21 protein-coding genes are annotated in these 22,164 nt (G+C 64.4%); 13 read left to right on the top strand and 8 right to left on the bottom strand.

From position 1 onward, the window contains the following. The first annotated feature begins 40 nt into the window (after positions 1–40). Positions 41–460, top strand: coding sequence for a VOC family protein (locus tag EOA79_RS11745; protein WP_095824539.1), 420 nt, complete (start codon positions 41–43; stop codon positions 458–460). Positions 461–492: 32 nt separating this feature from the next. Here the strand turns inward: EOA79_RS11745 and EOA79_RS11740 are convergent, their stop codons facing one another. The 5 genes from EOA79_RS11740 to EOA79_RS11720 form a co-directional block, all read right to left on the bottom strand. Then, entirely contained in the window at positions 493–1,386 is an 894-nt protein-coding gene (locus tag EOA79_RS11740) for a carbohydrate ABC transporter permease (protein ID WP_067001185.1), read from the bottom strand. A 1-nt stretch (position 1,387) separates the two neighbouring features. After that, on the bottom strand, positions 1,388–2,326 hold the full coding sequence (locus tag EOA79_RS11735; protein WP_127335204.1) for a sugar ABC transporter permease: 939 nt from the start codon (positions 2,324–2,326) through the stop codon (positions 1,388–1,390). Positions 2,327–2,433: 107 nt separating this feature from the next. Further along, positions 2,434–3,759, bottom strand: a complete 1,326-nt coding sequence (locus tag EOA79_RS11730) for an ABC transporter substrate-binding protein (protein WP_127214326.1) — start codon at positions 3,757–3,759, stop codon at positions 2,434–2,436. Between the two features lie 36 nt (positions 3,760–3,795). Further along, positions 3,796–4,875 carry a sn-glycerol-3-phosphate ABC transporter ATP-binding protein UgpC gene (gene ugpC, locus EOA79_RS11725; protein WP_127335205.1) on the bottom strand — a complete coding sequence of 360 codons (1,080 nt, stop codon included), beginning with the start codon at positions 4,873–4,875 and terminating at the stop codon, positions 3,796–3,798. Between the two features lie 468 nt (positions 4,876–5,343). Further along, positions 5,344–5,943 (bottom strand): DUF922 domain-containing protein, encoded by a 600-nt coding sequence (locus tag EOA79_RS11720; protein ID WP_095824536.1) that lies wholly within the window; start codon positions 5,941–5,943, stop codon positions 5,344–5,346. Positions 5,944–6,107: 164 nt separating this feature from the next. Here EOA79_RS11720 and EOA79_RS11715 point away from each other — a divergent pair, with 164 nt between their 5' ends. The 5 genes from EOA79_RS11715 to EOA79_RS11695 all read left to right on the top strand — a co-directional run bounded on the left by EOA79_RS11715 (position 6,108) and on the right by EOA79_RS11695 (position 11,266). Continuing rightward, a complete protein-coding gene (locus EOA79_RS11715) occupies positions 6,108–6,341 on the top strand; it encodes a hypothetical protein (RefSeq protein WP_067001193.1) in 234 nt (77 codons plus the stop codon). A 230-nt stretch (positions 6,342–6,571) separates the two neighbouring features. After that, complete coding sequence (locus EOA79_RS11710; RefSeq protein ID WP_095824535.1) at positions 6,572–7,666, top strand: NAD(P)/FAD-dependent oxidoreductase; 1,095 nt, start codon at positions 6,572–6,574, stop codon at positions 7,664–7,666. A 236-nt stretch (positions 7,667–7,902) separates the two neighbouring features. Beyond that, entirely contained in the window at positions 7,903–8,532 is a 630-nt protein-coding gene (locus EOA79_RS11705) for a glutathione S-transferase family protein (RefSeq protein ID WP_095824534.1), read from the top strand. A gap of 143 nt (positions 8,533–8,675) precedes the next feature. Then, complete coding sequence (locus EOA79_RS11700) at positions 8,676–9,719, top strand: hypothetical protein (protein ID WP_127246767.1); 1,044 nt, start codon at positions 8,676–8,678, stop codon at positions 9,717–9,719. Further along, on the top strand, positions 9,710–11,266 hold the full coding sequence (locus tag EOA79_RS11695) for a CoF synthetase (RefSeq protein WP_095824532.1): 1,557 nt from the start codon (positions 9,710–9,712) through the stop codon (positions 11,264–11,266). The genes EOA79_RS11700 and EOA79_RS11695 overlap by 10 nt, the downstream gene beginning before the upstream one ends. Before the next feature lie 133 nt (positions 11,267–11,399). On the opposite strand, the gene EOA79_RS11690 is transcribed toward EOA79_RS11695, so the two are convergent. After that, positions 11,400–12,356, bottom strand: coding sequence for an arginine deiminase family protein (locus tag EOA79_RS11690; protein ID WP_095824531.1), 957 nt, complete (start codon positions 12,354–12,356; stop codon positions 11,400–11,402). A gap of 218 nt (positions 12,357–12,574) precedes the next feature. Here EOA79_RS11690 and EOA79_RS11685 point away from each other — a divergent pair, with 218 nt between their 5' ends. Beyond that, complete coding sequence (locus EOA79_RS11685; protein ID WP_067322490.1) at positions 12,575–12,802, top strand: hypothetical protein; 228 nt, start codon at positions 12,575–12,577, stop codon at positions 12,800–12,802. A 59-nt stretch (positions 12,803–12,861) separates the two neighbouring features. On the opposite strand, the gene EOA79_RS11680 is transcribed toward EOA79_RS11685, so the two are convergent. After that, a complete protein-coding gene (locus EOA79_RS11680; RefSeq protein ID WP_127335353.1) occupies positions 12,862–13,869 on the bottom strand; it encodes an aldo/keto reductase in 1,008 nt (335 codons plus the stop codon). 71 nt (positions 13,870–13,940) lie between these two features. Beyond that, a complete protein-coding gene (locus EOA79_RS11675; protein ID WP_066998508.1) occupies positions 13,941–14,438 on the bottom strand; it encodes an N-acetyltransferase in 498 nt (165 codons plus the stop codon). 325 nt (positions 14,439–14,763) lie between these two features. On the opposite strand from EOA79_RS11675, the gene EOA79_RS11670 reads away from it, so the two are divergent. From EOA79_RS11670 to EOA79_RS11640, 6 genes are all read left to right on the top strand, one after another. Then, positions 14,764–14,988 (top strand): hypothetical protein, encoded by a 225-nt coding sequence (locus tag EOA79_RS11670; RefSeq protein ID WP_067322499.1) that lies wholly within the window; start codon positions 14,764–14,766, stop codon positions 14,986–14,988. A gap of 239 nt (positions 14,989–15,227) precedes the next feature. Beyond that, positions 15,228–17,714, top strand: a complete 2,487-nt coding sequence (ligD, locus tag EOA79_RS11665; RefSeq protein ID WP_095824529.1) for a DNA ligase D — start codon at positions 15,228–15,230, stop codon at positions 17,712–17,714. 290 nt (positions 17,715–18,004) lie between these two features. Next, positions 18,005–18,916, top strand: a complete 912-nt coding sequence (locus tag EOA79_RS11660) for a Ku protein (protein WP_095801394.1) — start codon at positions 18,005–18,007, stop codon at positions 18,914–18,916. 11 nt (positions 18,917–18,927) lie between these two features. Further along, entirely contained in the window at positions 18,928–20,040 is a 1,113-nt protein-coding gene (locus EOA79_RS11655) for a tetratricopeptide repeat protein (protein WP_095824672.1), read from the top strand. A 192-nt stretch (positions 20,041–20,232) separates the two neighbouring features. After that, positions 20,233–20,883, top strand: a complete 651-nt coding sequence (locus EOA79_RS11645) for an alpha/beta family hydrolase (protein ID WP_095824527.1) — start codon at positions 20,233–20,235, stop codon at positions 20,881–20,883. Positions 20,884–21,052: 169 nt separating this feature from the next. Then, on the top strand, positions 21,053–21,829 hold the full coding sequence (locus EOA79_RS11640; protein WP_095801392.1) for an exodeoxyribonuclease III: 777 nt from the start codon (positions 21,053–21,055) through the stop codon (positions 21,827–21,829). The last annotated feature ends 335 nt before the right edge of the window (positions 21,830–22,164 follow it).

Genomic DNA, 22,164 nt, shown 5'->3' with positions numbered 1-22,164 from the left:
TCTAGATTGAGCCGCAGCAATCGGGAGGAGGCAACACGCCATGCAACTCTATCGCGGCCGGCTCATCGACCACCTTCATCTGGTGGTGCGCGACGTCAAGGCGAGCCGGCGTTTCTACGGCGCGGTGCTCGAGGTGCTGGGCGTCCCGATCGGCGGCGAGGCCGAGGATTATTTCTGGGCGGACGAACTGTTCGTTTCCAGCGCCGATAGCCGCGCGGCCCAGGGCGTGCTCACCGGCCGTCACCATCTCGCCTTCCAGGCCAAGGACCGCGCCATGGTCGACGCCTTCTACCAGGCGGGCCTTGCCGCCGGCGGCAAGGACAACGGCGCGCCGGGCGAGCGCCCCTACCACCCCGGCTACTATGCCGCCTTCCTGCTCGACCCCGACGGCAGCAACATCGAGGCGGTGTTTCATGGCGAGGCGAAGCGCAGCGGGGCGGCCGTGGAGATCAGTTTTTAGCGCGGCGGCGGGCGCCGTTATGCATGCGGACGCTATTCCTTTACCGCGCCCGTCATCGATGAGACGTAGTGCTCGACGAAGAACGAATAAAGCACCACCACCGGAAGCGAGCCGATCAGCGCGCCCGCCATCAGCGCTCCCCATTCATAAACGTCCGAGCGGACGAGCTCGGTGAGCACGCCGACCGGAACCGTCTTCTTCTCCGACGACTGGATGAAGGTCAGCGCGTAGATGAATTCGTTCCAGGAGAGCGTGAAGGCGAAGATGCCGGCAGAGATCAGGCCCGGCACCGACAGCGGCAGCACGATCTTGGTCAGGATCTGCCAGCGGGTGGCGCCGTCGATAAGCGCGCATTCCTCCAATTCGAAGGGGATCGAACGGAAGTAGCCCATCAACAGCCAGGTGCAGAACGGGATCAGGAAGGTCGGGTAGGTGAGGATCAGCGCGAAGGGCGTGTCGTAGAGACCGAGGTTGAACACCATCACCGACAGCGGGATGAACAGGATCGAGGGCGGCACCAGATAGGCGAGGAAGACGGCAAGGCCGACTTGGCGGGCGCCGGAGAACCGCAGCCGCTCGATCGCGTAGGCGGCGAGCACCGCAGCCGCCAGCGACAGGAAGGTGGCCGCCGTCGATATGATCACCGTGTTGAGCAGCCAGCCGGGATAGGAGGTCTCCAGGAGCAAATAGCGTATGTGCTCCAGCGTCGGATGCACGACCCAGAACGGATTGTAGTTCACATAATCCGTCATCTCGACATTGGGCTTAACCGCCGTGATCGTCATCCAATAGAATGGAAACAGCAGCACGATGAGAAACACCAGCAGCGGCAGATAGACCGTGACCACCCGGCGCGGCAGGCTCTGCAGGTAGCCCATGCCGCCTTCGTCGGTGTCCAGGCGCTCGACTTCTCTGATCGCGGCCATATCAGTCTCCGCCGCCTTGCTGCCACCTGCGCCGTTGCAGGCCGAAATAGCTGAACAGGATCGCCGCCAGCAGGAAGGGGATCATGGCGACCGCGATTGCCGCGCCTTCGCCGAGCTGGCCGCCGGCAATGCCGCGCTGGAAGGACAAGGTCGCCATCAGGTGGGTGGCGTTCACCGGCCCGCCGCGGGTCAGCACATAGATCAGCTGGAAATCGGTGAAGGTGAAGAGCACCGAGAAGGTCACGGTGATGGCGATGATGGGCGTCAAAAGCGGCAGCGTCACATGGCGAAACAACTGCCAGCGGCTGGCGCCGTCCAGCGTGGCGGCTTCATAGAGCGACTGCGGGATGGTCTGCAGGCCGGCAAGCAGCGTGATGGCGACGAACGGGATGCCGCGCCAGACATTGGCCGCGATGACGGAAGCGCGCGCGTTGGTCGGATCGCCAAGGAAGTTGATGCGGTGGTCGATCAGCCCCATCTGCTGCAGCGCCCAGGACAGGATCGAGAACTGCGAATCGTAGATCCACCAGAAGGCGATGGCCGACAGCACCGTAGGCACCACCCAGGGCAGCAGCACCACCGCGCGGAAGAACGACTTGAAGGGCAGCTTCTCGTTGAGGATGAGAGCCAGCCAGAGGCCGAGCACGAATTTCAGGATCGAAGCGCTGACCGTGTAGAGCACGGTGTTGAAGACCGACAGCCAGAACACGCTGTCGCTCCAGAGATATTCATAGTTCTCGACACCGATATAGATGCCGGGCCGGCCGATGCGTGTGTCGGTGAAGCCAAGCCAGACGCCGAGTCCCAGCGGATAGGTGAGAAAGACCAGGAGCAGCGCCGCCGCCGGCAGCATGAAGCCGAGACCAAGAGTGTTCCGGCTCTCGGCAAGTCGCGAAAGCATCGACGGACGCCGCTGAACGGCAACGGATGACACGGCCATGGGCGCGGATTCCTCGCAACATGCGGTGGAGTGGTGGTGGCCGCGTGGTCCTTCCGTGCCCCGGAAGATCCCGACGCGGCCACCCTTGCTTCAGGTGCCCGGCAGGATCAGACGCGATAATAGCGGTTGGCGCGCTTTTCGGCCTCTTCCATCGCCTCTTGCGGCGTCGCCTGTCCCGTCACCGCCTTGGCGAACATGTCGACCAGCACATAATCGGCCATGGTCGCGGCCGAGGCATAGCCGAGCGGCCCGGCATAGCCGTTGGGTCGCAGCGTCGCCGAAGCTTTCGCGTAAGCGGCATTGTTCGGGTCGGCCTTCCACACCGGATTGTTGTCGAAAGCCTTCAGCGTCTGGCAGCAATAGCCGGCCGACGACGTGATCCAGTCCGACATCTGCGGGTCCTCGAACATGAACTGCAGATAGGCTTTGGCCGCATTGGGGTAGGGCGTGTAGTTGAAGATGACGGCCGTGGTCACCTGGAACAGCTCGACCGATTTCCCGACCGGACCGATCGGCAGATTGGTGGTGCGGATGTCCTTGGCTATCTCGGCCAGCTTCGGGTCGTTGTCCTTGTTGACCTTGGCGGTGTTGTAGGCCGAGATGCCGTTGGCGATCACGCTTATTTCGCCGGCCAGGAAGGCGCGGTTGTTGTTGACGTCGAGCCAGCTTTCCGTGCCGGGGATGAAGGTCTTGTAGAGCTCCTGCGCATACTGGATCGCCTTCAGCGTCTCGGGGCTGTTGATCGTCACCTTGCCGGCTTCGTCGACCATCTGGCCGCCATGGCTCCATAGCAGCCAATGCGCATAGTTGTTGCCGTCGCCGACGCCGTGGCCATGGGTGAACCCGGCGGGATGGCCCTTTGCCTTCAGCGCCTTGCACAGGTCGAGGAAACCCGCCGTGTCCTTCGGGAATTCCGAGAAGCCGGCCTCCTTCACCCAGCTTTCGCGATAGACGATGGCGTTGCCGATGGTGGCGAGCGGCAGGCCGAGGAACTTGCCCTCGCGCGTCGCATACTGCTTCGGGCCGTCGTGCCAGCCGCCATACTTCTTGCCGAGATGGTCGCCGAGTTCGGTCACGTCGAGCAGCTTGTCGGGATATTGGTGCGGGTCGTCGAACCAGACGAACATCAGGTCGGGACCGGAGCCGACATTGGCGGCGACGGCCGCCTTGGGCCGGATGTCTTCCCAGCTCTCCTTGTCGACGCGCACCTCCACGCCGGTCGCCTCGGTGAACCGCTTCGTATTCTTCAGCCATTGGTCCTCGTCGCCCTGCACGAAAGGCGACCAGCGCAGCAGCCGGAGCTTGGCGCCTTCCTCCGGCTTGTAGGTGAGGCCCTCCTGGGCGAAGGCGCTCGAGCCGACGAAGCGGCTGCCCAAGGCCCCGGCGGCCGCGCCGGCGGTCGTGCGGATCACGTCGCGTCTGGTGAACTTCATGCTCGTCTCCTCCTGTGGGTTTCCTCGTTGCGTGGTCTATGGCGCCGCTTCGATCCGCTGGCCCGTTTCGCCGTGAAACAGATGAATGGGGCCGGGTTCCACCGACAGCCGGATGGTTTCTCCCGGCGCGAAGGAATGGCGTTCGCGGAAATTGGCGACGATATCCTCTCCGCCGGCCGTCCGTTCGATGATCTGCACTTCCGAGCCGGTCGGCTCGATCACCACCACGGTGACCGGAATGCCGTCCTCGGCCAGCCGCAGATGCTCGGGCCGAACGCCGAGCACGACGGCTTCGCCGTTGCCGATCGCGGGTGGTTTCGACAGAGGCACGGAGACGCCACCCGCGCCCCGGAACGACGACGGCGCGCGGTCATTGGCGAATGTGCCCTTGAGCAGGTTCATGGCCGGCGAGCCGATGAAGCTCGCGACGAAGAGGTTGTTCGGCCGGTCGTAGAGCTCGAGCGGCGGCCCGATTTGCTCGACGAGGCCGTCATGCATGACGACGATCTTGTCGGCCATGGTCATGGCCTCGATCTGATCGTGCGTGACATAGATCGTCGTCGTCTTCAGCCGCTGGTGCAGTTCCTTGATCTCGGCGCGCATCTGGACCCTCAGCTTGGCGTCAAGATTGCTGAGCGGCTCGTCGAACAAAAACACCTGCGGATTGCGCACGATCGCCCGGCCCATGGCGACGCGCTGCCGCTGGCCGCCCGAAAGCTGGCGTGGATAACGCGACAGAAGCGGCACCAGCCCGAGGATCTCGGCCGCCCGCTTCACCCCGGCATCGCTCTCCGCCTTGGCCACTCCCTTCAGCATGAGCGAGAACGCCATGTTCTCGGCAACGGTCATGTGCGGATAGAGCGCGTAGTTCTGGAAGACCATGGCCACGTCGCGCTCCTTCGGCGCAACATCGTTGACGACACGGCTGCCGATCGAAATATGGCCGCGGGAGATTTTTTCCAGCCCGGCAATCATCCGCAGAAGCGTCGATTTTCCGCATCCCGACGGCCCGACCAGCGTGACGAACTCGCCGTCCTCTATGTCGACGCTGACGCCGTGCAGGATCTGGGTGGCTCCGAACGACTTGTAGACATCGCCAATCGCGACAGACGCCATCGAACTCCTCCCGATGGTCCCTGCGGGTTTCGCGGGGAGCCGTTTCCAATCAAGGTGTGGCTGAAACGGATGCCGGCAAGCATCCACCACTGGCGTCGGCGACGTTTGCCCCAGCTCCCCCCGGGTCACGCGACTGTGAAACGGTAGCGCTACCAAACCCGCCTGTAAAGCTGCGGCGCATGCCCTTAGACTTTCGTCTCAAAGGACAAATGAGCCAGCCTGCCGTGAGCTAAGTCGATCCAGGGCCGTGCCGCGTGGCCGCCGATCAGTCGGTGAAGAGCGCTGAATGCGCATTAGCAAGTACTAAGGTGTAGATTTCAACCTAGCCGAGAAAGAGCCGACAGTGCCCGTTTCCGCGCAGACGGGATTGGCAGCTGTCCCATTCGAGATGCGGTAATGCTGATAGCGGTGCTTCCGGTGTGGCCCTGCTGCCACCGCGGGAAGGGCGCGGCCGCTCCTTGGCCGTGTTCACCCGCCGATCAGAAACGCCGCAATCAGCTTCTGCAAGTTCCCGCCCGGACCGAACTCGACCTTGTCGAAGTCGCGGCTGGCCCGGCGCTGCGCCTTGGAAAGCTGGTCGAGATAATTCGTCAGCTCCGCCCTGATCTTGGTGCAGCCGGGGTCGTCGGCAACGGTGAGGCCGGTGCTGAAGGCGACGATCTTGTCCACCATGTCGACGATGCCGGCGCCGTGGACCTTCTCGTGTGCGGCGAGGCCGGCGGCAAACGCGTCCCACCGCGCCTGCACGGCGGGGGCAAGTTTTGCGGCGGGCTTCGGCAACGTGTAGGTGATGATCAGCTTCGGGCGAGCGGTCTTCAGCACGCAGGCGTCGCCTTCGGTCTGATAATCGCGCTGCCAGGTCAGCTTGAAGTTGGTCTGCGCGATTGCCCGCCGCCCGTTGCCGGCCGAGTCCCTGCCGATCACAGGGCCTTTCTCGCCGATCGAGACATAGAGCGCCTCCACGCTTTGTCCTGAGATCGCATAGGTCTCGACCTTCTCGCTCGGCTTCCATTGGGCGAGGGCGGGTGAGGAGAGGAGCAGGGCGGAAAGCAGCAAGACGGATTTCATGAGGACTCGGCAGAATTCCGGGACGAGCCTCCGTGCATAGCGGTTGTCGGGGCAAGAGCAAAGACCGCGCGGCGCTTTCTCCCACAAGGCGGAGACAACGCCGTCGGAACCCGCTCCACCCGTCCGCCGTTTCCTTGTCATCGTTCCGCCCCAGGGAGACAAGGATGACCCGCAACGAGATCATTTCCGTTCTTGGCCCTGTCGACGAGGCCGTCATCGCCGACGTCGCGCTCACCGGCGCCAGCCTCGAGGAATTGCGCGAGGCCTTCGCCTGGATCGGCGCCGACGAGGCGCTGATGAACGAGGGTCGCGCGATGCCGGGCGCCAGGGTAGCGCGGCTGATCGAGATTCTCGAACCGCCCGAGGACGAGGCCGAAGCGCCGAGCGGGACGGAGTAGAGCGCGAATCCTGATCTCCCCCCTTGAGGCCTGAGGGGTCGTCTCACGCAGATCGCCGACGTTGTATTCCTCCGCGCAACGCGCCGGCACTTCACGCGCAGCGATCGCTCCATCGCCGTCGGCGGCAGATATTTCGCTCGGTGCACCCCCGCAAGGCCAGGTGATTTCCCCTACTTGCTCCTCCGACACCTCGGGCATAGCTTCTTCTCGCCTTGGGGGAGGAGGCTGCCTTGGACACCAATGTCGTCATCGTCGGCGCGGGACCGGCAGGGCTGGCTGTCGGGGCCTGCCTGAAGCGGGCCGGAGTCGATTTCATCATCCTCGAAAGGGCGAGCGAGCTGGCGCCGGCCTGGCGGCGGCATTACCGGCGGCTGCACCTGCACACGGTGAAGTCCTTCTCGTCACTGCCTTTCCTGCCGTTCCCGAAAAGCCACCCACGCTACGTTCCGCGTGAAAAGGTGGTCGCCTATCTCGACGCCTATGCCGCGCGTTTCAGCCTAGAGCCGCGCTTCGGCGTCACGGTGAAATCGATCCGCCGGGCGGGCGAAAAAATCGTGGTCGAGACCGATGCCGGTCCTTTCAACGCCCGCAAGATCGTCATCGCCACCGGCAACAACGCAGAGCCGATAACGCCGGCCTTTGCCGGCATCGAAACCTTCAAGGGAGAGGTGCTGCACAGCGCCGCCTACACCGAGGCCACGCCCTATACGGCCAGGAACGTGCTGGTCGTCGGCATGGGCAACACCGGCGCCGAGATCGCGCTCGACCTTGCCGAGAGCGGCGCGCATCCGACGATCTCGGTGCGCAGGGGCGTCCACATCGTGCCGCGCCAGCTTTTCGGCGTGCCGATCCAGATGGTCGGCATCGCCAGCCGGCCGATGCCGCGGGCGCTGAACGACTGGATGTTCCCGAAAATCCTCGACCTTGCGCTGGGCAGGCTGGAGCGATACGGCATCGTCAGGCCGAAGGAAGGCATCCTCAAGCAGATCGACGCCGGCCGCATTCCCGTCATCGATGTCGGAACTGTAGCAGCGATCAAGGCGGGCAGGATCGGCATTCTCCCCGATATCGTCAGCTTCACCGAGGACGGCGCAACATTCGCCGGCGGGCAGGAGCAAAACTTCGACGCCGTAATCTTCGCCACGGGCTACCGTCCTGGCTATGACGGCATCCTGCCGGCGGAGCTGCGGCCGGGGAAGAGTGGAGTGAATCCACGCGCGACGGCGCTGGGTGTCTACCTCGTCGGCTTCTACAATCCGGTCACCGGCCTGCTGCGCGAGATCGGCATCGAGGCGCAGGCGGTGGCGAGGGATATCGCGGGGTGAGGCGTGGCGGAACTGCCGATCTCCCCCCTTGAGGGGGAGATGGTCGGAAGACCAGAGGGGGTCGCAGCGCCTTACGCGGTCCGCCACGAACACGACGCTGACGATTTACGGGAGACGACCCCCTCTGTCGCCTTCGGCGACATCTCCCCCTCAAGGGAGGAAATCAAGGCGCATAAATCGGGTGGCGCCCGCGCACGCCCCATGCGAAGCCAGCCTGGCCAAGGAGGGACGCACCCATGCTCACGCTCTACGATTATCTGCCCTCGCAAAATGCCTGGAAGGTTCGTGTCCTGCTTGGCCTGCTCGGCATCGCTTATGAAACCCGCATTGTCTCGATCTTCGAGGGCGAGAGCCGTACGGAGGCCTTCCTGAAGCTCAATCCGGCCGGCGCCGTTCCCGTGCTCGCCGTGGAGAATGGGGCGGCGATCGCCGAATCCAACGCCATCCTCGCTTGCGTCGCGGAGGGGACGCCCTACCTGCCGGCGGACCGGCTCGCGCGCGCCAAGGCCATGCAGTGGCTGTTCTTCGAGCAGTACTATGTCGAGCCGGTCATCGGCTCGCTGCGCTTCTGGTCTCTGACCGGGCGGCTGGAGCGCAATCAGGCGATGGTGGCCGGCAAGCGTGAGGCGGGCGCCCGCGCGCTTGGCGCTCTCGAGCGCAGCCTGCAGGACACCCCGTTCCTTGTCGGCGGCTCGCTCACCATCGCCGACATCGCCGTCTATGCCTACGGCCATCGCGCCGAGGATTGCGGCTTTTCGCTTGCCGACTATCCGGCGGTCAGCGCCTGGATCGATCGGGTGAGCGGGACGATCGGCTCAGGCTATCCCGTGCATCCCTACAGCATCGACCCGCATTCGGGCGGTTGATGGGCACGAAACGGGGTGCCGCTTGTCAGGCGCTGCCCCGGAATGATGTAGGGTGTTTCAAAAGTATTCATTAGCCATTTGAACTTACCGTCTCGTATTGTTTGTTTGCTATTGCCTGGTCGAAATTGGCGGAGCGCAATAGCGTGCAGGAAGACGACGCGAAGTCATCGGAACAATGGCGGAAGATTGCCCGCTATGCGGTGAGCTGCCCCAGCCCGCACAACACGCAGCCTTTCCGGCTCCGTATCCTAAGCGATCGCGAGGCGGAGATCGTGTTCCTGCCGCGGCGTGGACTTTATGTGGCCGACCCGGAGGGCCGCTTCACTTGGCTCACCGCTGGCATCTTTGCCGAGATATGTTCAATCGCAGCGCATGGCCTGGGCTTCGAGCTCGACTGCGCAACCGACTTCTCTCCGATGTACAAGGGTGGCGACACCCAGACGCCCCAGGTCATATCGAGGCTGACGCTGCGCCCGGCGATCGCGCCGATTGCGGATTTCGATCCCCGGCTGATCCTCGACCGCCACACCTCCCGGCTTCCCTATGACGGTCGCGCGATCCCGCAGACGCTGCTTGGCGAGATGCAGGCCGAAGCCCTTCGAACCGGCCATCGCTTCGAGGCGCGCAACGACGCCGAGGCGATCGACTGGGTGATCGAGCTCAATCGCCAGGCGCTTTTCCACGACATGGAGAACGTGCCCATCCGCAAGGAGCTGGTGCGGTGGCTGCGTTTCGGCACGCGCGAGGAAGACATCACCGGCGACGGCCTTTCGGCGCGCTGCCTCGGCTTCTCGGCGTTTCTGCTCAAAAGCTTCTTCACCAGGCCTGGCTTCTGGACCCTGCCCGGCATCAAGAGCCTCGTGGGTCTCATCTACGGCCGCAGCATGAAGGGCGTCGGCACCATCGGGTGGCTGCGCGGTCCTTACGTCACCATGGAGGACTGGTTTCGTGCCGGCACGACCATGTTCCGGCTGTGGCTCATCGTTACTCGCCATGGCTATTACTGGCAGCCTTATGGCTCGGTCATCACCTCAGACGAGGCGCGCACCAACATGATCGGCTATTTCAGGATGCCGGACGAAAAAGGAGGCGCCGACATGGTCTGGCTGCTGCTCCGGCTGGGCAAGAGCCAGCCGCCGCCGCTGAGCTACCGGCTCCCCTACGAGGACATCATCCTATGCGGCTGATCAAGCGGGCGGTACGGCCCTTCTTCCTTGCGCTTGTCGCGCTGGTCAACGTCGTCGAGCGGGCATTCGCGTCTTCGCGGCATGCTTACAAGATATTGCTCATTCCCGGCTTCGAGCGGCTGCGCTGGGGCATCGGCGCGTGGCGCGCCTGGGCGAATTTCTATCATGCCTACAGGCGGGTTCCGGCCTATCGAGACTATATCGACCGGCTCGGCGGCAAGCCCGAGATCATGCTCGATCATGTGACGAAGCCCGACCTCAGTTCGATTCCGGAGATGGACAAGGAATCCTACGTCAAGAAATATCCGCAGGAGGAACGTCTGCTGGATGGCAAGCTGCCGTCGATGGGCGTGATGGTCGACGAGTCCTCCGGCAGCAGTGGCATGCCGACCAGCTGGGTGCGCGGCAAGACCGAGCGGATGATCACCAAGCAGATGATGCAGATGACGTTCCTGCGCATCACCGGCGAGGACGAGACCCTGTTCATCCTCAATGCGTTCGCGCTCGGCGCGTGGGCGACAGGCATGAATGTGGCGATCTCGCTGACCGACACGACAATCCTGAAATCGACGGGGCCGAACCTCGATAAGATCGTCAACACCATAAACGAGTTCGGGCCGCGCTTCCGCTATGTTGTGATGGGCTATCCGCCGTTCCTGAAGACGCTGGTCGACGACCCGCGTTTGGACTGGTCGAAATATACCATCGATGCGGCCTTCGGCGGCGAAGGCGTCTCGGAGAGCCTCCGTGGCTATCTCTTGAAGAAATTCCGGCGTGTGATCGGCAGCTACGGCGCCTCCGATCTTGAGGTCAACCTGGCGCTCGAAAGCGAACTCACCATCAACCTGCGCCGCGCGCTGCTCGGCGACGAGCGGCTGCGCAAGGCCATCGTGCGGACGGAATACGGCGTCACGCCGATGATCTTCCAGTACAATCCGCTGGCCTACTACCTGGAGGAGAACGCCAGTGGCGAATTGGTGGCAACCATTTCTCGGCCTTACAACATCTCGCCCAAGATCCGCTATAACATCCACGATCGCGGCCACGCGCTGCGCTTCAGCGAGTTGAAGCGCATCCTGCGCGAAGCCGGGCATGGCAACATTTTGAAGAACAGCGGCCGTATCCTCGACCTGCCGCTTTTGTTCATCTACGGCCGCTCCGATATGTCGATCGAGTATTACGGAGCCAAGGTCACGCCGGACAGCCTGCGAGAGATCCTGTTCGGCCTCGACGTGCTGGCGCCGGTACTGTCGACCTTTCGCCTCATTTCCTACGAAGACGCCGCGCACAACAAGCGCATGGAGGTGGCGGTCGAACTGGTGGAGGGCGCGACGCTGCCGTTTCCCGCCGAGATGTTGCAGGAGACGGTGTTCGAGAAGCTGGCCGCCATGAACGGCGATTTTCTCAACGCCTGGAAGCGGACGGCCACTGCCGACAACATGCCCGAGCTCAGGGTGTTCGCCTTCAACACCGGACCGTTCGAAGGCGGCCAACGCAGGCTCAAGAACGAGTACGTCGCCTCGAACATCAAATACGACAAGCTTTGAGAGCCTGGCAGTCGTCGCCGGGCAGCTGTCTCGGCTGCCGGGTTCGTCGAAGCCGCACAGCGGTTTCATCGGCAAAGGACAAAACAGACGTTGCGAGCCGCGCGATGATTTCAAGGTCCGAGCCGCGCCGGCGTCAGCAGTAAAGCGGCCTCGTCAGGCAGTGCACACCGCCGGTGGCCTTGGCGATCTCGGTGCCCTTGACTCGCTCGATGGTCACGCCTGCCGCCTGCTCCAGCGTTGCCTTGAGTTCTGCCGGCATGTCGAACGCGAGGTAGCGGCGGTTGCCCAGCGGCAGGAGGTTGCAGCGTTCATGGGCGATGGCGTCGGCCTTGTCGCAGCGCACGATCGAGCAACCGAGCGCTTCGGCATAGGCGAGCGGATTGACGGGGTTGAGCCGCCGGTTCTCATCGATCAGGAAGCCGGCGCCGAACATGCCCGCGGCGGCCAGGATCACCTTGTTGGGCAGCACGGTGAAGCCGGTGTCGAGATGCAGCAACGCCGGATCGTGCGAGAGGCCGATGATGTAGTCGACATGGTCGGGGATGAGATCGAGCGCAAGTTTGATGGCTGCCGCCTTGGTCGTCCTGACGCCGAAGCCGACGAGCAGCACGCGGCGCCCGTCGAACGTCACCGGAAGGACGTCGCCGCCTTCAAGATATTCGTCGTTCTCCAGATGCGTGAGCGGGGCCATGCCGAGCCGCTTCAGCGCATAACTGACGATCCCGGCCTCGGCAGCCCGGCTGGGCAGAGCAGGGCGTGTGGGTATGAATTTCGTCGGCGCCCAAGGCAGGGTCACTGAACTGTCGCGCATGAAGATCAGATTGGGGTTGACGGATGACTCGGATCGGTACGGCACGTGATCGCCGAGCACGTCCTCGAGGTAGAGCATCTCGACATGGTTCGCGACCAACGCGGCGAAGGCATCGTACTCGGCATAGAATTCCTCGACATGCGGCAGGTCGAGGAAGTTCAATTCGACCAGCCGCTCCTGCGACAGTGCCCTCAGCGATGAACCATGCCGCGGATGGTGCATCAGGATGCGTCGCGGCGGGACATGGTACTCGGAAAAATCGTCGACGAGGGCGTGCACGTGAAACCTCTGGTTGCCTCGCGCGGAGGTTAGGGCCGATATCCTCACAAAAGGTTAGATTGGACGCCAGCATGCGGGCGTGTGACTCCCGAGATCACGGCTGAGCCGGAACAGAAGGCCCGGGGAGGGCGTTTGCCCAAGGCGGTGTGCTGGCTCCGTTGACTAACGGCGCCGGCAGCGCCGGCCTGTTTTCCAGCAACTGACAATGGAGGCCAGGAATGGTTCGCACCGTCGCTATCGCAATCCTCGCTACCGGCATTGCCAGCCTGCCTGCTGTCGCGGCCGAGGAATGGTGGGTCGCCAGGGACGCCGTTTCGAAACAGTGCGAGATCGTGCCGAAGAAGCCGGACGGAACGCTGGTCGTCGATCTGGGCAAGAAGAGATACGCCAGCGAGGCCGAGGCCAAGAAGGCGATGGCGGCGCTGGCGGATTGCAATAAGCAGTAGGATTGACCGAGCTGATCTCCCCGCGTGAGGGACCGTCGAGCGGGGAGATTGGCTGACTACTACCGATCCACCATCGACATCGTCCGCTCGTTATAGCGCGGCCCCGATACCTTCTCAGGCGTCAGCGCCATGTCGAGCCCCAGCATCTCGGTGGCGTCGAGCTTGATGTCGGCGGCGGCGACATTCTCCTCCAGATAGGTCCGTCGCTTGGTGCCGGGGATCGGCACGATGTCGATGCCGAATTCCGGCCCCTTGGCCAGCAGCCAGGCGAGCGCCACCTGGCCGGGCTTGACCCCCTTGGCGACGGCGATCTCGCGGACCGTGGAGGCCGCGGCGACATTGGCGTCGAAATTTTCGCCCTGATAGCGCGGGTCGCCGCGCCGGAAATCGCCTTCGGGATAGTCTTCCGCCCGCTTGACGTCGCCGGCGAGAAAACCGCCGCCGAGCGGTGCGAACGGCACCAGGCCGATGCCCAATTCTGCAAGCGCCGGGATGATCTCGGGCTCGAGATTGCGCTCCCACAGCGAATATTCGCTTTGTAGCGCCGAGACCGGGTGCACGGCATGGGCGCGGCGGATGTTGGAAACCCCCGCCTCCGACAGGCCGAAGAAGCGCACCTTGCCCTCCGCCACCAGCTCGCCTACCGCGCCCGCGACATCCTCCATCGGCACATCAGGGTCGACGCGGTGCTGGTAGAGCAGGTCGATGCGGTCGGTCGCGAGCCGCATGAGCGAAGCCTCGACCACCTCGCGGATATGCTCCGGCCGGCTGTCGCGCCCGGTGCCATCCTGCTTGCCGTCGACGATGCGGAAGCCGAATTTTGTCGCGATCGTCACCTCGTCGCGCCGGCCCTTCAGCGCGCGTCCAAGCAGCTCCTCGTTGATGAAAGGCCCGTAGACCTCGGCCGTGTCGAGGAAGGTGCAGCCAAGCTCGATCGCCCGGTGGATCGTCGCGATCGACTCCGCTTCGTCGGCCGGGCCGTAGGATTGGCTCATGCCCATGCAGCCGAGGCCGATGGCCGACACGACGAGCCCCTGGCTGCCGAGTTTCTGCTTGCCGAGGCTCATTCATCTGTCTCCGGTAAGAAATTAGCACCCGCGAAATTATAATGCCGGGACGCGATGCGTCCAGCGCGGCCTCAAGCCATCGGCAGCATTCGGCGCATGATCAGCGAGGCATGGCCGCCGACGCCATGTGCGGCCGGCCGGCGCTCGACCACCTCGAAGCCGTGCTTGCGGTAGAAGGCGATCGCCCGCTCATTGCCCTCGATCACCTCCAGGGCGATGCTTGGAATGCCGGCATGGGCCGCAAGCACCGCGTGCAAGAGGTCGACGGCGAGGCCGCTGCCGAACTCTTCCGGCTCGATATGCAGCCGGTCGAGCATGACATCGCCCCTCTCGTCCATCGCTGCCATGGCATAGCCGGCGATCGATCCGTCGGTCCGCTCGGCCACGAACGACATCTTGTTGTCGTCGGCGAGCTCTTCGGCGAGCTTGTCGGGCGCATGTTTTTCGTCGGAGAGCCGGGCCACGGTTTCCTCACCCATGATCGGCGAATAGGTCCGCCGCCAGGATCCTCCCAGCAGCCGCGAGACGGCTGGCAGATCGTTCTTCGTCATCGCCCGGATGTGAGACATGTGCTTCCCTCGTTGCACTCCAAGATAGGGCGCGGCGCTGGCGACAGCCAATCTTCCCCTTGTTGTGGCGGAGATGCCGGCAGAGCAGAGGGGGCGCTGTCCCGCCGACGCATCGTAGTTTCTTGTTGGGAGATCGATAGCAACAAAGCGGCGGCCCTTATTGGCTCAAACGCCTCGGTCCTTCCGGTGCCTCTCTGGTCTGGCCTGCCGGCCGTCTCGCCCGCTTGACGGGAGCTTGGCGCTCCGTCGCCCCGCCAAATTGACTCGCCCCCCGCTCTCATTCATCCTTAGAGACTGTTCAGCGCCAGCGTCTACAGAGTGAGCCATGGCCAGTCCCGTCGCCAGAGAAAAGTCCCGCCGCGCCGCGGTGAAGAAGGCGCTCGACCGCCACAAGGTCTACGTCACTGCGCAGAGCTTTTCCGGCGGCACCTACAGCGCCCGCGTGCTGGTCGACGGCGAGGCCTATTGGGTCGACGAATTCCGGCTGAGCCAGCTGCGGCAGGGTCTGACGCCGGCCGAGCTGGAATTGACGCCGGCGACCGACGATTGAGTGGAGTGCCTTCGTCATCCCAGGGCGGAGCAGGAGCGAAGCGACGTCGCGGAGACCCTGGGATCCATGCCGTGACCTGGACGCGTCACGACGGTCCAAGTTCTGCTCGGCTGCACTCGGCGGTAAAGGTCACGGCATGGATCCTCGGGTCAAGCGCGAGGATGACGATCGCGCGGGCTCGGGGGCGCGAAGGATCGCGGCCCTTGCCACTGTCGGCTACGCGCTTCGGCACTTAACCCATGCCAGCTCCCCAACTCAAAACCTACCGCGCCAAGCGCGAATTCTCCCGCACCCCTGAACCCGCGGGCGGGCCGGAGGTCGGCGGCGGCAATCGCTTCGTCATCCACAAGCACCACGCCACCGCCGATCACTACGATCTGCGCCTCGAAGTCGGCGGCGTGCTGAAGAGCTGGGCGGTGCCGCGCGGGCCCTCGCTCAATCCGGCCGACAAGCGCCTCGCGGTCGAGACCGAGGATCATCCGATCGAATATATCGACTTCGAGGGCGTCATCCCCGAGGGCGAGTATGGCGGCGGGCCGATGATCGTCTGGGACACCGGCACCTGGGCGCCGATGGAGGATGTCGAAAAGAGCCTGCGCACCGGCGCCTTCAAGTTCCGCCTCGCCGGCCAGAAGCTCAATGGCGGCTGGATGCTGACCCGGCTGAAGCCCAAGCCCGGCGAGGACGAGAACAAGAAGAGCTGGCTGCTTTTCAAGGAGCGCGATCTCGCCTCCGACTCCGAGCTCGACATTCTCGAAGCGCGGCCGGAAAGCGTCAAGTCGGGCCGGCGCATCGAGGAACTGGCGGCGCCGCCGAAGAAGCCGCAGCGCCTGCCGCCGAAACCTGGCTCGCTGAAACCCGGCGCGCTGCCCGGCGCGGTCAAGGCAGACCCGCCAAGCCGCATCGAGCCGCAGCTCGCCGCGCAGGTAAGCGAGCCGCCCGATGGCGAGGACACCGGCACGCTCTGGCTGCACGAGATCAAATTCGACGGCTACCGCACCATGGCGCATGTCGTGGACGGGAATGTGCGGCTGATCACCCGCGGCGGCCTCGACTGGACCAAGCGCTACGGCGACCTGCCGCAGGCTTTTTCGCGGCTGCCGGCCAGCCGGGCGATCATCGACGGCGAGATCATGGTGCTGGACGACAAGGGCATCTCGCGCTTCGCGCTGCTGCAGGACGCGCTGGCCCAGGGCGCCGGCTCGAAGCTGCATTTCTACGCCTTCGATCTCCTGCATCTCGATGGCTGGGACCTGCGCAGGGCGCCGCTGCAGAAGCGTAAGGCGCTGCTTGCCGAACTGCTCGCCGGCCAGGCGGCAAACTCCGCCATCCAGTACAGCGACCACGTCGAGGGCGATGGCCGCGGGCTTTACGACCAGGCCTCGGACCTTGGGCTGGAAGGCGTCGTCTCGAAGCGCGCCGATGCCATCTACATGAGCGGCCGAACCAAGAGCTGGACCAAGGTCAAGGCGCAAAAGACGGATGATTTCGTCATCGCCGGCTACACCGTTTCCGACCGGGCGGAAGGGCTTGCGGCGCTGGGCATGGCCGAGTTCGTCGACGGCGAATTGCACTATCGCGGCAAGGTCGGCACCGGCTTCGACCGCGACATGGCGACCGACCTGCTGACCCGGCTGGAGCGGCTGACCGCCGGCGCCACGCCGCCCGAAGGCGTGCCGCGCGAGATCATGCGCGAGATGCATTGGGTGAAGCCGCTGCTGTCAGCACGCGTCCGTTATTCGAACCGCACCGCCGACAATGCGATCCGCCACGGCGTCTTCCGCGGCCTGCGCGATGTCGGCGGCCTGACCACGCCGGTTGCGATCAAACGCAAGCGGCTGATCGCCGAGTCCGACCTCGCCACCATCTGGGTCACCAATCCGGAGCGGCGGCTGTTCGGCAAGACCGGGCCGACCAAGCTCGACATTGCCGTCTATTACGCGCTGGTCGGCGATTTCATGCTGCCGCACATCATCGGCCGCCCGGTGTCGCTGGTGCGCTGCCCGACGGGGCGGCCGCAGGACTGCTTCTTCCAGCGCCACGCCTTCACCGGCATGCCGCCTTCGGTGGCGGTGTTCGAGAGCATCAGTTCGGAAGGCGAGCCCAAGACCTACCTCTCGGTCGAGGACGCCAAGGGCTATCTGGCACTGGCGCAGTTCGGCGTCGTCGAGTTCCACACCTGGGGCACGCACCGCACCAAGCTCGACAAGCCCGACCAGATCGTCTTCGACCTCGACCCGGGCGAGGGGATTTCCTGGCGCGAGGTGGTCGAGGCGGCCGTCCACATCAAGGGCGGACTGGAGAGCCTCGGCCTGGTGCCGTTTGCAAAGACGTCCGGCGGCAAGGGCATCCACATCACAGTGCCGGTGACGCGCAAGCAGAACTGGAAGAAACTGCACCAGGCCTCGAGCACCATTTCCACTTTGCTCGCGGCAAGCGCGCCCGACACTTTCGTCACCGTCATGGGCAAGGAAAACCGCAAGAAGCGCATTTTCATCGACTTCCACCGCAACGCCCGCGGCCACACCTCCGCCGCTCCCTATTCGCTGCGCGCCCGCACCAACCTGCCGGCATCGACCCCGATGAGTTGGACCGATCTGGAGGCTATCGACGCGCCCGAGGATCTGAACTACGCCTCGCTGCCGGGACTGTTGGAGACCTCGGGCGATCCCTGGGCGGAGATCGACGAGGCCGCCAGGGATTTGCCGGTGGTTGAGGGAAAGTAAACCGCAGGCGTTGGCGATCCGTCACACCCCCTCTGTCCTGCCAGCGTTCGGTTTCGATCTCCATCGACGCTTCCTACAATTTGAATTATCCTCCGCGCCAACCGGCCCAAGAACACTTCGTCAGCAATTTGCATGTACCATCAAGGGTCGGTGTAGCATTTCCGGAGCGCCAACCGTCCTTCGGACGAAGCGCCGGAGCATGATCCCGAAAAGTGGGAAACCGGTTTTCGGCAAAGATCAGGCTTCCAAAAAAGTAAAACTGTCAGTGCATGGCCGCGTAGGAGTTCATCATGGCACCCAGGGCAAGTTGGAAAGGTTACCTCAAGCTCAGCCTCGTCAGCTGTCCGGTCCGGCTTTATCCGGCCACCAGCGCGAGCGAGCGCATCTCGTTCAACCAGCTGCACAAGAAGACCCACAACCGCATCAACATGAAGCCGGTCGACCCCGAACTCGGCCTGGTCGAACGCTCGGACCTGGTCCGGGGCTACGAATATGAGGACAAGCAGTACATCATCATCGATGATGCCGATCTCGACGCGGTCCGGATCGAATCCAACCACACGATGAACATCGAGGCCTTCGTCGACGAGAATGAGGTCGACGTCATCTACCAGGACTCGCCCTATTACCTTGCCCCGGACGGCGCCATGGCCGAGGAGACCTTCGCGGTGCTGCGCGAAGCGATGCGCAGATCCGGCAAGCTGGCGATCGCCCGCCTGGTCCTTTCCAGCCGCGAGCGCGTGGTGACGATCGGCCCGCGCGAAAACGGCATGTTCGTCTGCACCTTGAGGAACCCCAACGAAGTGCGCGGCACGGCTGAATATTTCGGCAACATCCCGGCCGGCACGCCGGATCCGGAAATGCTCGATCTCGCCCAGGCGCTGATCAAGCAGAAGGAAACTCATTTCGATCCGAAGAATTACGAGGATCGCTACGAAGTGGCGCTGATGGGGATGATCCGCGAGAAGCTCAAAGGCCACAAGCCGATCATCGCGGCGGCGCCCGAACGCGGCAATGTCATCAACCTTATGGATGCGCTGAAAGCGAGCCTGTCGCAGTCGGCCAAGCCGCCGGCCAAGTCGAAGAGCAAGGCCGAGGAGGCGCCGGCCAAGCCGGCCAAGAAGGCGGCCGCCGCCGGCGGCGCGCCTGAGAACCCGCTGAAAGCGAACCTGTTGAAAGCCGCCGGCAAGAGCAAGAAGTGACGGGAGGGCCGGTGATCCTCCCCGGCGCCGTGTTCGGCGCCGTCGGCCCGCTGGCCGCGTTTCCGCTCAGGCTCGCCGCGCGCGAGGTCGAGCGCCGCCATGCCGAGTTGAGGCGCGGCGTCACCCGTCGCACCACCCATGTCGTGTTCGGCCGCACGCTGCTGGCCAAGGCGGCCACGGCAAGAACGGGCGATGGCGACATCGAGCGCCGCGTGCAGGCCGAGCGCGAAGCCGGGCGCGAATTGGTCAGCGAAAACGGCTTCCTGCGCTTGCTCGGCTTGTTGAAGGCGCCTCAGGCGTCGTCGCTGTCCCGGCAATCGCTGATCGACCAGTCGCGGCTTGCCGCCAGCGATCTCGACATGCTGTCGCTGTTCGACGCCTTCGAACGTGACGGCGAACCCTATTCCTTCCGCGACCTGATCCTGGCCAGAAAATATGCCGGGTTGATCGCCAGCGGCGCGACATGGGGCGCGATCGCGCGCTCGGTGCATCGCTCCGGCCCGGTCGCCTCGCTCACCGCCAAGTCGCTCAATCTCGGTTCGCAGCATGGCCGGCCGGACGCGATCTATCTCGACGAGGGCCGCAGCGAGCTCGACGGCCAGCTTCTCTTCGACCTCGGCTCACCGGAAGACGACACGCTGGAGGAGCTGTTCGCCGAGGCGGAAGCCGCGGAAGAGGAGGGGCGGCACGACGAGGCCGCAGCGCTCTACCAGCGCTGCATGGCGATCGATCCAAAAGATGCCATCGCCGCCTTCAACCGCGCCAACTGCCTGCGCGGCGCCGGCCGCGCAGCGGAAGCCGCGCATGATTATGCCCGCGCGATAAAGCTCGATCCCGGCTTCGTCGAAGCCTGGTTCAACCTCGCCGGCTTGGTGGGCGACGAAGGCAAGGTCGCGTCGGCGCGGCGGCACCTGCAGAAGGCGATGGCGCTCGACAAGGCCTATGCCGACCCGGTGTTTAACCTGGCCCGGCTTGAGTTCGACGCCGGCAATCTGGCCGAAGCCCGCCGGCTGTGGGCGCGCTATCTGGAGCTCGACGCGGAGTCCGAATGGGCAAGACTGGCGCAGAAGGGAATCCAGTTCGTGGATTTGCACATGACCGGCGAGCGAGATGTTCGCGCCTGAGCACCCCCCTCTGGCCTGCCGGCCATCTCCCCCGCAAGGGGGGAGATCAGCCGTCGCGTCCGCTTTCGCCAATCGCCAGCGTAAGAGGTCAGGCGCGGCGCCAAAGCTGCCAATCTCCCCCCTTGCGGGGGAGATGCGCGGCAGCGCAGAGGGGGGTGGGACGGAGTGCGGCCTTGCCAGGAAGCCCGCCCGATGACCTACTTCCTCTTCGACGGCCCCGACTCCGCCCCTGTCACCGTCCTGCTCGCGCACGGCGCGGGTGCGGCGATGGACTCTCCCTCGATGACCGCCACCGCCAAGGCTCTCGCCACCGCCGGTTTCCGCGTCGCGCGCTTCGAGTTCCACTACATGGCTGCGCGCCGTTTTGGCCATCGCAAGCCGCCGCCGCGCGCCGAGACGGTGAACCCGGAATATGTCAAGGCGATCGCCGATCTGCGCGCCAAAGGCTTGACCGGCAAGCTCATCATCGGCGGCAAGTCGATGGGCGGGCGCGTCGCCTCGATGGTCGCCGACGAGATGTTTGCCAATGGCGACATCGCTGGCCTGGTTTGTCTGGGCTACCCCTTCCATCCGCCGGGAAAGCCGGAGCAACTGCGGACAAAACATCTCACCGACCTGAAGACCCCGACGCTGATCTTCCAGGGCACGCGCGACGAGTTCGGCACCAGGGACGAGGTCGCGACCTACGGGCTGTCAGCGGCAATAGAGGTGGTCTGGCTGGAGGACGGCGACCACGATCTCAAGCCCCGCAAGGCGGTGTCGGGTTTTTCGGTGGCGGATCACCTGAAGACGGTGGCGGAGACGATAAAAGCTCGGATGGCGCCTCTCGCTTCGTCATCCTAGGGCGAAGCAAGGAGCGAAGCGACGCGGCGCAGACCCTAGGATCCATGCCGTGACGCTAAGGCATTGCAACGGCTCAGAATTTGGCCCCCGCAGAGTTCCACGGCGATGGTCACGGCATGGATCCTCGGGTCAAGCCCGAGGATGACGAATGAAGAGGCGTCTTCGGCAAATGAAACTCGCCACCTTCAACATCAACAACATCAACAGCCGGCTGGAAAACCTCTTGGCTTGGCTCGTCAAAGCCAAGCCCGACGTCGTCTGCCTGCAGGAACTGAAATCCCGCGACACGCAGTTTCCGCTGACCCGGCTGGCGAAGGCCGGTTATGGCGCGGTGTGGAAGGGGGAGCCGACCTGGAACGGCGTCGCCATCCTGGCTCGCGGCGCCGAGCCGGTGCTGACACGCGACGCGCTGCCCGGCGACGATGCCGACCGCCAGGCGCGCTACATCGAGGCGGCGGTCAACGGCATCGTGATTGCCTGCCTCTACGCGCCGAACGGCAACCCGCAGCCCGGGCCTAAGTTCACCTACAAGCTCGCCTGGCACCAGCGCTTCGCGGCGCATGCGAGCGAATTGTTCGACACCGGCCTGCCGGTGGTGCTTGCCGGCGACTTCAACGTTGTGCCCGAGCCGCGCGACATCTACGCCACCCGCTCCTATGACGACAACGCGCTGGTGCAGCCTGAAAGCCGCGCCGCCTTTGCGGCGCTGATCGATCAGGGCTGGACGGATGCGCTGCGCAAGGTCTTTCCGAAGCAGGAGAAGCTCTACACATTCTGGGACTACCGCCGGAACCGCTGGCCGCGCGACGCCGGCCTACGGCTCGACCACATTCTGTTGTCGAAGAAGCTGGTGCGGAAGCTGAAAGGAGCGGGCATCGATCGGGAGGTGCGTGCCGAGGAAAACGCCAGCGACCATGCGCCGGTGTGGGTGGAACTGGCGACCTGAGCTTCTAGACGGGAGAAGGGAAAGGCGGCGCTGTCCCGCCGGCGTCTCTACGTTTTGATGCCAGCCTCTCGCAAATAATGTCTGTGCAGCAACGTCGGCTCGCGTTAGCTTTTGCAGGACTACGAGGGGGCGCGGACCTTATGCTTTTCAGCTTGAGTATTTTTCTCCAGCCAACGCTTCCCCGCCGTGGCTGACAACGCCCTCGTTCTCTTCATCTCCGTCCTTGTCATCGCCGGCGCCACTGCCCTCATGGCGCTCGCTTTGCGCTGGCGGCGCAAGCGCCGCAGGGCGCGCGGCAATCCCAATCCGGCCGGCGATTATGCGTCGCGCACCGC

This window comes from Mesorhizobium sp. M1A.F.Ca.IN.020.03.2.1, from assembly GCF_004023205.1.
GTDB lineage: Bacteria > Pseudomonadota > Alphaproteobacteria > Rhizobiales > Rhizobiaceae > Mesorhizobium.
This window is presented reverse-complemented; position numbering and strand designations above follow the sequence as displayed.